General features: G+C 30.1%; 11 protein-coding genes and 1 pseudogene. 7 read left to right on the top strand and 5 right to left on the bottom strand.

The window, feature by feature from the left end:
• Positions 1-100: 100 nt before the first annotated feature.
• From T416_RS0102755 to T416_RS0102735, 4 genes and pseudogenes are all read left to right on the top strand, one after another.
• Positions 101-673, top strand: a complete 573-nt coding sequence (locus T416_RS0102755; RefSeq protein WP_031489289.1) for a restriction endonuclease subunit S — start codon at positions 101-103, stop codon at positions 671-673.
• The gene (locus T416_RS0102750; protein ID WP_084277171.1) at positions 645-1,106 is read left to right on the top strand and encodes a restriction endonuclease subunit S; all 462 of its coding nucleotides are present in this window, start codon (positions 645-647) and stop codon (positions 1,104-1,106) included. Before T416_RS0102755 ends, T416_RS0102750 begins: the two co-directional genes overlap by 29 nt.
• A 955-nt stretch (positions 1,107-2,061) precedes the next feature.
• A pseudogene (locus tag T416_RS04085) lies at positions 2,062-2,184 on the top strand (IS3 family transposase); the annotation flags it as partial.
• 883 nt (positions 2,185-3,067) lie between these two features.
• Positions 3,068-3,916, top strand: coding sequence for a KilA-N domain-containing protein (locus T416_RS0102735; protein ID WP_031489285.1), 849 nt, complete (start codon positions 3,068-3,070; stop codon positions 3,914-3,916).
• Positions 3,917-3,993: 77 nt separating this feature from the next.
• Here T416_RS0102735 and T416_RS04115 read toward each other — a convergent pair whose 3' ends face one another.
• The 5 genes from T416_RS04115 to der are packed head-to-tail and all read right to left on the bottom strand — an operon-like array spanning position 3,994 to position 9,474.
• Positions 3,994-4,845 carry a phosphotransferase gene (locus T416_RS04115; protein ID WP_031489284.1) on the bottom strand — a complete coding sequence of 284 codons (852 nt, stop codon included), beginning with the start codon at positions 4,843-4,845 and terminating at the stop codon, positions 3,994-3,996.
• Position 4,846: 1 nt separating this feature from the next.
• Positions 4,847-5,350 (bottom strand): NAD(P)H-dependent oxidoreductase, encoded by a 504-nt coding sequence (locus tag T416_RS0102725; protein WP_031489283.1) that lies wholly within the window; start codon positions 5,348-5,350, stop codon positions 4,847-4,849.
• Positions 5,351-5,367: 17 nt separating this feature from the next.
• Positions 5,368-7,155, bottom strand: coding sequence for an excinuclease ABC subunit UvrC (gene uvrC, locus T416_RS0102720; protein WP_031489282.1), 1,788 nt, complete (start codon positions 7,153-7,155; stop codon positions 5,368-5,370).
• A gap of 2 nt (positions 7,156-7,157) precedes the next feature.
• A complete protein-coding gene (locus T416_RS0102715) occupies positions 7,158-8,147 on the bottom strand; it encodes an NAD(P)H-dependent glycerol-3-phosphate dehydrogenase (protein ID WP_051675977.1) in 990 nt (329 codons plus the stop codon).
• Positions 8,140-9,474 carry a ribosome biogenesis GTPase Der gene (gene der, locus T416_RS0102710; RefSeq protein ID WP_031489280.1) on the bottom strand — a complete coding sequence of 445 codons (1,335 nt, stop codon included), beginning with the start codon at positions 9,472-9,474 and terminating at the stop codon, positions 8,140-8,142. The genes T416_RS0102715 and der overlap by 8 nt, the downstream gene beginning before the upstream one ends.
• 349 nt (positions 9,475-9,823) lie before the next feature.
• Here der and T416_RS0102705 point away from each other — a divergent pair, with 349 nt between their 5' ends.
• The 3 genes from T416_RS0102705 to rsmH all read left to right on the top strand — a co-directional run bounded on the left by T416_RS0102705 (position 9,824) and on the right by rsmH (position 12,141).
• Positions 9,824-10,711, top strand: coding sequence for a hypothetical protein (locus T416_RS0102705; RefSeq protein ID WP_156953983.1), 888 nt, complete (start codon positions 9,824-9,826; stop codon positions 10,709-10,711).
• 79 nt (positions 10,712-10,790) lie between these two features.
• A complete protein-coding gene (gene mraZ / locus T416_RS0102700; RefSeq protein ID WP_245600639.1) occupies positions 10,791-11,228 on the top strand; it encodes a division/cell wall cluster transcriptional repressor MraZ in 438 nt (145 codons plus the stop codon).
• Positions 11,215-12,141: a 16S rRNA (cytosine(1402)-N(4))-methyltransferase RsmH gene (gene rsmH, locus T416_RS0102695; protein WP_031489277.1), complete on the top strand. Its 927-nt coding sequence runs from the start codon at positions 11,215-11,217 to the stop codon at positions 12,139-12,141. The genes mraZ and rsmH overlap by 14 nt, the downstream gene beginning before the upstream one ends.
• The last annotated feature ends 1 nt before the right edge of the window (position 12,142 follow it).

Here is a 12,142-nt window from a genome sequence, read left to right as displayed (position 1 = left end):
GAAGGTTATATGGATACTGATTATTCAATATTGAATGAGGATAATTTTGTTAGAACTATTAGAGAGTATATTGCATTTAAAGTTAAATATGGAGAATTGAATGATAGAAATAAATAATAATTGGCGTTTTTTTGAATTAAAAGAACTTTTTACAATTGAAAGAAGTAAAAATGTTACTATTGAAGACGCTAAAGACTTCATTGGCTATACCATTCCTTATATAACTAGAACTGAAAATGATAATGGAACAAACTTTTTTATAAGCGATGACGGTGAATTTCCATTGGAAAAAGGTAATTGTATAACAATTGGTGGTGAGGGAGCACAAATTTTTTATCAACCAATTGATTTTATAACTGGTAATAATATAACAAAACTTTACAATATTCATTTAAATGAAAACATAGCTTTATTTATTGTTTCAGTGTTAAGACTAGAAAAATTTAGGTATTCATACAATCGTCCATTTAATCAAGATTTTATTAAGAAAACTAAAATAAAGTTACCAGCGTTGATTCGTGAAGGTAATATAATTCCTGATTGAGATTATATGGACAAATACATAAGAGAATTGAGAGAGAGAGAGAGAGAAAGAGAGTTATGAAATTTCTCAATCCTTGTTAAGGTTAAAACTTTCATGGTCAATGTCTGAAATGGCATTGTTTCAAGTTAATGAATATTTTGATGTATATGGAAGCAAAACAACAAACAAAGAAAATTTTGATAAGGGTGGAATTTATAATTACATTACAACAAAAAATAGCAATAATGGTGTTGAATGTAAAGTAAATTACTATACCGAACCTGGGAATTGTATAACCATAGACTCAGCGACTATTGGAGCTGTGTTTTATCAAGAAGTTCCTTTTTTGGCCAGTGACCATGTTGAAATAATAAGGTTTAAGAATAAACATCTTAATAAATATCACTATCTTTATGTAGTTTCGATTTTAAAATTAGAACAGTTTAGATATGGATACGGTAGAAAATGAAATCAAAAAAATATAAGAAATACAAAAATTTTACTACCGACAAAAAATAACGTTCCTGACTGAGATTTTATGGAAAACTATATAAAATCGCTTCCTTTTTCAAAATATTTATAAGATAAGAATTTAATTTGAATATTGTTTCATTGTTTAAAAGAATGAATAATCAGCATTTTTAATTTTGGATTCAACCTCAATCAGATCTCATTCTTACAATATTTCAAAAAGTTGTCAGCAATTTATTGAATATACTAATATCAATAAATTCTATCCCCCTTTTTACTATCACAAATAGCAGCTATATTAAACTACACACATAAACTTTTATCATTTCTAAATTCCCTTATTTTTTCGCTCAAAACGCGACAGCTAAGTAATACTCTATTCATATTTACTCCTAATTAACTAATCAAAAACTTATAATTACTCAAACTCCAAAAAGACTTAAAACCACACTAGATAAAACAATTTTTCACTCCGGACTCTTCAATCTTGTCGCACGCTTCACACCCTTATCACGACTAAAACACTCCCTATAATCCTTAACTAAACTCACAATACCTAATATGCCAATCACTACCAAAAACACACCAGCACAAATTAAATAATTTATCTCCCTACTCATCATTTTTACTTCAAAAAACCACCGCTAAATATTCTAAAGTGTGAAAAAATATTCGGATAAAATCCGATTTTTTCCTGTTTATTTCATATTAAATTTCATTTCTCTTGTTGTTCTCAAATATACAATATATGCTGTAAACAATTTTTATATTAACAATGGAGTTATAGATAAATATACAAATGAATCATTGATAACATTATTAAATTCGTGTTTTTGAATGCACTCAAAATATTAACAATAAAACTACTACTAAAAAATTTGTAGAAATAAATCTATTTATATCAAACATTGAAAAATTTAAAGAAATAAACACAATTATCAAAAATTGTATGTAAGAAATTGAAAAAAGCAAAATTTGCATATAAAATGACTCAAATTTCGTTTTTTTAGTTATTGCTCCGAAACTCAAGAATTTTAATTATTATAAAAATATGTCAATATGTCTAGATTGGTAATAGTCTAGATAATAGAGAAATAGAACACTTCTTTTCAATTCTTAAATCAGAAATTTTTCCAAATTTTTATCAAACTTGTAAAAATCTTACTTTTAATGAACTTTCTCATAATTAACGACATAGCTAATACCTTTATTTTTTCAGGATTTTACTGATATTTAAGACAAAAGACAGATAATTATATTTTATTTGCCCCTATTAAATATTGAAAATCACAACATTTAATCGATAAAAAATTGTATGCGGTTTCCTATGTAATAGAAAAAAAATTAATGCCAATGAAGCGGCGATTTCTTTAATTCATTGCAAAATGAAGATGCTGTAAATAATCAATTAACTTTAAAAATTGAGAGAAGTTAAATAGTAAATCAAATTGGTGGAAAGTATTTAGTATCTAATATTGAAAATGATGAATTTAGTTATCCACAAGAATACAAAAAGAATAATTTAGATTTTAGTGAAACTATTAAAAAAATTTACAGGTCTCTAAATATAAAAGAAAAAAGGAAATATGAAAAATTAGACATTAGATTTCAATTATCAAATTAAAATAGATTTATTAGTAAATATCCTAGACAAACAAGAAATCAAAGAATTAAAAGTTGAATCATTAATCAAAATAGTTGAAAAAATACAGAACGATTTAGTTCCGTACATTAATAACAAAACACCTACAGGAGAAGACCTACTTAATTTATTTTTTACAACATTTAATAAATATGTAGGTAAGGCAGATAAAAATCAAGCATACACACCAACGCATATGACAGATTTTATGTGCGATATAACCGAGATTTCTTCAAATTCAAATGTATTAGACCCTACTTGTGGGTTTCGTGTCATAATAATGACACAGGTAAATAGTCAAGTAAATACAAGGGTTTTAGAGCTTCTGCCAAAGTTTAAAATCAAAAAATGAATAGTTGGTGTGCTGTTTAGAGCAGTTATTACGAAAATAAATGTTGTAAACAGTATATCAGCATAAAGGAGGAACTCACATGTCTAATGCAAAAAAAGACACGATTGAAGCAAAAGGTTTTGCTATTCAAATTTATACTGAAGACTTTAAAAACGACTATATAAGTCTAACAGATATTGCTAGATATAAAAGCGATGAACCAAGTGATGTAATTAAAAATTGGATGAGAAAAAAAGATACAATTGCATTTCTTGGTTTATGGGAAAGCTTAAACAACATGAATTTCAATTCGGTCGAATTCGACCGAATTAAATCGGAAGCTGGATATAATTCCTTTACACTGTCCCCTAAGAAATGGGTAGAGAAAACTGGAGCAATCGGAATTATCTCAAAAGGTGGAAGATATGGTGGTGCATTTGCACATACAGATATTGCCTTTGAATTTGCTTCATGGATTTCTGCTGAATTTAAGATGTATGTAATTCAGGATTACAAAAGACTTAAGTCAGATGAAAATTCTAAACTATCATTAGGATGGAATCTGAATAGAGAAATTTCTAAGATTAACTACAAAATTCATACAGATGCAATCAAAGAATATCTTTTAAAGAATCTTACCAACGAACAGTTATCTTATAAATACGCAAGTGAAGCAGATATGCTCAATGTTGCCTTATTTAATAAAAGAGCAAAACAGTGGCATGAAGAAAATCCTGACTTAAAGGGAAATATGAGAGACTATGTAAGTCTGAATGAGTTATTGGTACTAGCAAATATGGAAAGCTATAATGCAATTCTTATCGGAAAAGGCATGGATCAAAAAGAAAGAATGATAGAACTTAGAAAGCTTGCCAGAACACAACTGATGTCAATTGAAAAGTTGAACAATACAGGAGTTAAGAGCTTAGAAGATAAGTCAAAGAAATAGAGAGGTCTGTTATGAGATGGGCATTGAAAATTATCTTATTTCCAATAATATTGCTCCTGTCGATACTAATTGCTTTTCTAAAATTTGCTCGAATGAAAAACTTTATCGTAAAAAAGGATAAAGTTTTTTTGTTGTTTAAGCAAATACTCTTTAAGTTCGTTCCATCCCTCTTTTAGATACATGAAAACAGCTCAGGTATAAGCATAAAAAGAAGTAAGGAACAGCATTTGGTACATAAAGGATAAATCAAGATGGTAAGTTTCTTTTATTAGATTAAATGTCAATTGAAAATCTTCACCAGTTAGGTCGCGAAGGAAGTTGAAGATATCTCAATACGGAATGTTATAAGCAGCATACTCAAAATCAATCACCTGAAAAATCCCCTTTTTTTCATCATCGAGAATATTTCAAACAGAAAGATCGTTGTGACTTAACACCAACTTATTTTCATTCCTTAATATGCAGTATAAAGTATGGTAGAAAGAAAGATACTTACTTATTTCCGCTGACCTATAGTATGGATGAAACATCGGTTCATCCTTAATGTATTCATCGTATTTAAAATCAATTTGTTCCACATCTGGAGTGTAATTTGTTAACTGATTAATGAATAAAAATAAGGATTTTAAATACCATTTGTTAATTTGATAATGTTGCGGTAGTGACTTCATTAAGGTATTACCAGTAGAGTCACATCGAAAGTAATTTCCCAGGTAAAATTTAGTAAATATTGCTTTTTCAAGTAATGTTTCTTTTTTTCTTTTAATTTTTAAAAAATAAGTGGTTTCATTAGTTCCACTTATTTGATAAACATCATTACTTCAAGCACTTTTTACTTTTTTAATGGAAAACGTTTGATCGTCGTATTTTAGTAAATGCTGATCAAGATGATCAATCAAAGTTTGATAGAAAGGAAGGAGTTTAATCATATTAAATCTTTTTTAATTCGCTCGTCAGTGTTTTAATAAATTCATTAAGTCGTTGTTCATCATAATTAACACAATCATGATAGAAGTATGTGTCCTTAATGGTTGCTCTAAGTTTTTTTAGCATTCCATCATTATTATTTAAATATTCAAGTGCAGTTGTACCAAGACCAGTCTTTTCATCCTTTGTATAATGAGCGATGTTATTACCTGTCGTTACAATTCGATAAATATTCTGTCCTTCAAGGGTAAAAGGAAAAGTTCTGAAGACTTCGATGAAGTATCGTGATAAATTTCACGGAATGTTGTACCAGTTCATCGTAAAAAGAAAAATTAAATTATGATAACTATTAACTTTCTTTTGTTCTTCTTTTACATCAAATGCTTTTGTTCCATCAATGACTAATGTATCAATATCAAGTTCCTTCTTTAAGTGTTCAAAAATTTTGATAGTATGCAAGCTTTCAGTTGGACAAACTCGACTATAAATTAATAAAGTTTTTTTCATAAATTCACCTTGATATATTATATTTGATTACTTAAATGTTCCTTAATTGAAAAGTATTGATTTTTTCTAATTAGTTGAAGAACTTCATTGATCTCAGCATTAAGAAAACTCTCTTTGCTTGGATAAACCTTGAGTAGTTTATCAATAGTCTTTCGACCAATTCCAGGTATTCCGTCAAGGTATGTTTTAAGGTTCTTACTTACCTTCTTATTAAATCTGGCAAGAGCAAGATTATGAACTTTTTCCTGCATTCCACAAAGAAACTTATAAAGATTACTTTTTCGGTCAAGGATAATATCTCTTCCGTCATCAAACATCAATCGGTCGGTAGTATGTTTTTCGTCTTTGACAAGACCAATTACTCTTGCTTTTAAGTCTAGTTCACTAAAAGCCTTTAGTACACAACTAATTTGAGGCATCCCGCCGTCAAGAATGATAAGTGTATCTTCAATGTCTTTCCTTGTAAGGAACTTAAATCGTTTCTTTACTACATCATAAAAGAAAGAACCGTCATAAGCACCGGCATAGTTAAGAAGGTTATAGAATCTAGTGTTCTCCCTTGTAAAAATTCCGTTGGTATAGCAGATTACACAACAAACATTATTGATTAAGTTAAGGTTACTATTGTCATACACTTCGATGTTTTTTAACTCATTAAAGTGAAGAATATCCTTCAATTCTTGATAACCTTTGGTCATCATTGTTTCCTTAATTTTCATTGTTTTTAGTTTTTCAATGTAAATTAACGAAGCTTCATTAATTCCGTTTTCCATAATCTTTTTTTGTTTATAAGTAGTCGGAATATTGACTTTGATTCCTAATTGTCGCTCAAGGAAGGAGCGATGTTCTTCATCGATGTAGAGAAAAAGAGTCTTAGGTTTTTTATTATTCAAATAATATTGAAGGATAAAAGAGACTTGGTATTCAGGAAGGTCGATGGATGAAACATCAAACTGAAATGAGACTTGTTTGCCAAGCAGTTTTCCTTTTACATAGTTAAAAATAATCATGAGAAGAGCTTCTTCTTTGTTCAAAAAAACGACAATGTCGAATGATTTATTAGTATCAAGTTGCACTGAAGAAGATGTGAAAAAACCAGTTAAAGCTTTTTTTTGTTTTTGAAAAAGGAAAGCATTTTCAAAATCAAGTTTCGCGGCAGCATTCTTCTCTTTCAAGGTTAACAGACGAATAATATCCTTGAAATTTCCTTTAAAAATTTCATCAAGTACCCGTTTAAAATCGAGATAAGATGAAATTTCATTTTCATTGTATATGGACACTTTATAGGTTAAAAGGGATTCATCGACTTTCGCATTAGATAACCAGTCTTTACGCTTAAAAGGGAGGATGGAAAGAAGAAGGTTGTATAAATCGTACTTATAGATGCCTTTTTTCGCAATTGGTCCATAATAAGTACCAAGTTTTGGATTGTATCGATGTGTGTAGACTAACGACGGATATTCATCATTCTTAACTGGTTTCTTCAGTAAAAAATAAGGATACTGGTTATCGCTTTTTAAGACAATATTAAACTTTGGTTGGTATTTTTTAATTAAGTTATTTTCCAGAATCAATGCTTCGTTTTCGTTGTTTACAACATAATACTGAAGATCGACGATTTGCTTCGTTAATTGATCTGTCTTAAAATCGTGATGATCCTTATTGTAAGATGAAACACGGTTAAAAAGATTAACCGCTTTTCCAACATAAAGGACATTGTTGAACTGGTCAAGATAAACATACACACCGTATGTTTTCGGTAAGTTTTTAACCTTCCGATTAAGTTGTTCATTAAACTTAGCCATAATTAATTTTGATAAAGATAACTAAACAAATCAGGTAGTTTTTGTCCGTTAAAAATGAGTTGGTAGAAATAATAAAAAAGTGATTTATCAGTTAAAAGGAGTGATGATATCCATGATGCGACAACAGCTAAGTTATTATAGCCTTCGATGGTCACTTTATTGTTTTTAAGAGCTTCGTCGACACCAAATTGAGCAATACTTTTTCCGAAACTAAAATTACGACTTTTACAGTCTGTACAAGTAAGTAGAATGTCCCCAAGACTATAGTAGTTAAGCATATCTATTTCCTGGTTCAATTTCATAGAAAGAACGGTTTTAATTTCATTAATTCCATAAACAAGGATAGCGGATGAAGTATTATTAGAATGATACTTCATAGAAACATATCCCATGATAATAGCAAGAGCATTCTTAAAACAACTAATTAGACCAGCAACATTATATTCGTCGTTATAAATCAATTTAAATCAATCATTTTCCATTAAGGATTTAACTTCCATACAAACAATCTTATCATCACCTACAACATTAATCACCGTTGGTTTAAGAAAGAAAGTATCGTAAGCAAAAGAAGGACCGATGACAGAAACAACTCCCCGAGTTTTATCAAGATGTTTTTTCAAATACATTAGATACGAACTATCCGTTTCTTCATCAATTCCCTTGCATGCATTAATAATAACTGTTTGACTTAAATCGTATTGTAAAAGTTGGCCTACAACATCTTTAACCGCAACCCCTGGAATTACAATAAAAATATAGTCGTAATGGTATGTAGATAGAGAAGAATTAAGATTTGTAAAAGTGTTTCTGATAGGATGAACTAACTTCATCTCACCAAAAAATTTAGCATTCATGCCCGTTTCTTTTAATGAAAGGAGTTCATATTCATCCTTACCAAGGACATCAACTATATGATGGTTACTGACAAGTACTTGGGTGAGAGCTGAACCAAAAGCACCTGAACCAATTACTAAAACTTGTTTACTCATTATTCCCACCTCTTTGTCTTTGGTTTTTATCTTGCCAATAAAGTGTGATTGGCACATCAGAAAAACCAAATGCTTTCCTAATTGTATTTTCGATAAATCGAGCATAAGAAAAGTGAAGGTACTTCGGGTTGTTACACTTAATTACAAAAGTCGGAATTTGACTTTTTACTTGGACAACATAAGAAATTGCAATACGCCCCCCTTTATATGGTGGGGGTTCGTGAAAAGCATTCGCTTTAAGTACGACATCATTTAAGATTGATGTCATTACTTTTTTACTTTTTTGTTCCTTAATTAGTTCAATTTTTTCAAAAAGACGGTGGATGTTTTTCTTGTCTTTCGCACTAACAAAAAGGATAGGAGCATAGGAAAGATGCTTAAAGAGACTTCTTATTTCTGCTGTCTTCTGATTATAAAATCGGTCGCTTTTTTGTTCAAATAAATCAATTTTATTAACAATGATGACTGTTGGAATATTCGCACTTGATGCTAGTCCACCAATAACTTCATCCTGTTCCTTAAAACCATCTTGACCATCAAGCATCAAAACAATTAAGTCACTTCGTCTAATTGCTTTTTCTGTTCTTAGATAAGCATATTTCTCAATTGATGCCTCAATTTTTCCCTTCCGTCTGACTCCTGCGGTATCAATAATAGTATACTTCGCATCATGGTACTTAAAATCAACATCAATGCTATCTCGTGTCGACCCAGCTTCGCTGTTAACAATAACCCGGTCTTCATTTAGGATAGCGTTAACAAAACTTGATTTTCCAACATTCGGGCGACCAATGATGCAGAATTTAAAACTGTCATTGTTCATTTCATCATCTTTTGGAGGGATATCCTTAATTAGATAATCAAGTAAATCACCAATCCCAATTCCGTGTTCAGCTGAAATGTAAAGTGGTTTCCCAAAACCAAATGCATATAAATCATTTTCGTTGATGTTATTTTTTCCATCAACTTTGTTAACGACCAAAATGATTTCTTTTTCCTTTTGAAACTTCTTTAAAAGTTTCGCGATATACATGTCATCACCATTAATCCCATCCTTCAGGGAAAGAAGAAAAATAATTGTCGAAGCTTCATTAATCGCTACATCGACCTGGTGATTAATATTGGTTTGGTAGCTATCATTGACATTTAAAATCCCACCTGTGTCAATAAGGTCAAACTGACGTAATAACCATTGTACCGTACCGTAAATTCGGTCACGTGTAACCCCAGGGGAATCATCCACAATTGACTTTCTTATTTTAATCATCCGATTAAAAAGGGAAGATTTTCCGACATTCGGTTTTCCAACTATTGCTACTGTTTTCATTGCTACCATCCTTAATATGAGATTATACCAACTAAGTTTTAAAGTTATTTAAAGTAATTTTCTAAAAAATGCAATTCTTAGCGAATATCCTTATGTGAAAAAGAAAATTATTTTGAATGGTTTTAGTCTTCAAGGTGAACTTGTTTTTATCCTTTTCCCACTTGTGACTATTGTCACAAGTTTTAGAGACAACAATTTCTTCCTACTATTATTAAATGTTTTTCTACTTTTTTACTGGATAAAAAAGAAAAGAAAACATTTATGGTTAACCCTTCTTATCTTTTTCACAGCATGTTCATTGACAATCCTATTTTGTTTTTTAATGGATAAAAATTATAGTTTATTCAATGTGATTAGGAAAATCGATGACATTAACCCTTATTCTTTGAGAAAGGTCATTCTATATCATATTAACAATAGTTACAAGAACAAGGAACTGGTTCGTTTTGTGAAACTAATTACCCTGAATGTAAAAGCTAAAAACGATTCTTTAGTAAGTTCATTGTATGAACTACACATCGCTCATCTTTTTATTATTTCTGGGATACACATTTCTTTGTGATTAAAGGCGATTGATTTCATTTTTAAGGATAAACTGAAAAAATTAAAACTTTCATTACAATGATTCTTAATCCTTCTTTATGGATATCTAATTGGATTTACTCTTGGAATTATGCGGATTATTTTTGATAAACTACTAGCTTTCAAAAAATGAGCGTTTAAGGAACCAATGGATCGTCTTTCTATTAATGGATTCTTAATTGGTTTATTCGGAATTTATCAACTTAGCAGTTTTTCTTTTTTCTTCATTTTTTCAGCCCTTTTTGCCATTTATTTTGTTGGTGGTTTACCTATCAACAACAAGATTGTTAAAGGTGTTCTAGTCTCGATTTTAATTACTTTTTTTAGTATCGGAATTAGTGTTAATTTGTCCTATAAAATAAATTTTATAGGACTTCTCTTCGGGTATCTTCTTACTATCCCGATTCTCATTCTTTATGGGTTCTTTTTTTGACTTTTTCTTATACCAGGAATCGAACTCTTTCTCCAACAAATGTATATCGCTGTCGTAAAAGTAATATCGGTATTAAAGGGACTAAAAGCGACCATTAACCTTAAGGGTTTGTCATGGATTGGTTCATTCCTATATTTTTTCTTTTTGTATAATGGTTGCTTTATCTACAATATTTGGAACAAAAAAAGGATAACAAATCATTTTGCTCCCTTAAATTATTAAAAAGAGTGAAAATAATTGTTAAAAATGGTTTTTTTGTATAGAATAAAGGTACCAAGTGAAAGAAAGTGGGTTAAAGTGGATGATATTCAGTGGAACATATCAATTGGTTATCGATAATAAAAACCGAATCAGTGTTCCAAGCAAAGTTAGAACTTTGTTCAATTCTTCTACTGTCTATCTCTCACTTGGTATCGATGGTAACATCGATTTGTTTCTAGTTGAAGACTTCCAAAATTACATTGCTAAATTCAAAGAACTTTCAATTGCTAATGCTAATGCACGACGTTTTGTAAGAACTATACTTGCGAATTCGTTTAAAGTTGACATTGACAATAACAACCGTATACTAGTACCGCAAATTCTAGTTGATAAAGCTAAATTAACTAAGGATTTGTACCTAATCGGTAATGATAGTAAATTTGAAATTTGAGCAAAAGAAATGTACGATGAATATTTAGATGGTGGTGAAAATTCACTATCAAACTTAGCAGAAGGTTTATCAAATGAACTATTCTAAGCATATTCCTGTGCTTCTAAATGAAAGTATCGAAGCTCTTAACATCATACCCGATGGTGTTTATGTAGATTGTACTTTCGGCCGTGGTGGGCATAGCCAGGCGATTTATCAAAAATTGAGTAAAAAGGGAAAATTAATCATTTTTGATCAAGACAAAGAAGCAATTTTATGTGCGAAAGCAATGTTTAATGATCAACCAAATGTATTTATTGTTCATAGTAATTTTAAAAATCTAAAACAGAAATTAACTGAACTTAAAATTAAAGAAGTCAATGGTTTTCTCTTTGATCTCGGTGTCTCAAGTCCCCAACTTGATGATCCCGACCGGGGCTTTAGTTATCATAAAGAAGCCTTACTTGATATGAGAATGAACAAGGATGACCAACTCACCGCGTCATATATCATAAACAATTATTCCTTTAAAGATCTTTTGTATATTTTTAGAAACTACGGGGAAATTAAAAATCCCATTCGAGTGATTAATAGTATCATCGAAAAACGTAGTCAAACTCCTATTAATACAACAACGATGTTCGTTGACCTAATTAAAGAAAATACCCCTATTAAATTGCTTTATCAGGATAAGCACCCCGCACGACTTTACTTTCAGGCATTGCGGATAGCCGTTAATAACGAACTCGAAATTCTCAATCAAACATTTAATGATGCAACATCCTTTCTCGTAAAATCTGGTACCCTTGTGGTCATCTCATTTCATAGTTTGGAAGATTATTATGTAAAAAAAGCCCTACATAATCTAGTAAAACCAAAAATCCCTAAAGAAGTTCCAATAATTAATAACACCCCACTTTTTTCATATCATATTCATAAACTATATCCGAGTGATTATGAAAAGGAAATTAATTATCGTTCTAGATCTTCAATATTAAGAGCTATAATAAAAAATAAATAAA

Source organism: Ureaplasma canigenitalium ATCC 51252, from assembly GCF_000712165.1.
Classification (GTDB): Bacteria; Bacillota_I; Bacilli_A; order Mycoplasmatales; family Mycoplasmoidaceae; genus Ureaplasma; species Ureaplasma canigenitalium.
This window is presented reverse-complemented; position numbering and strand designations above follow the sequence as displayed.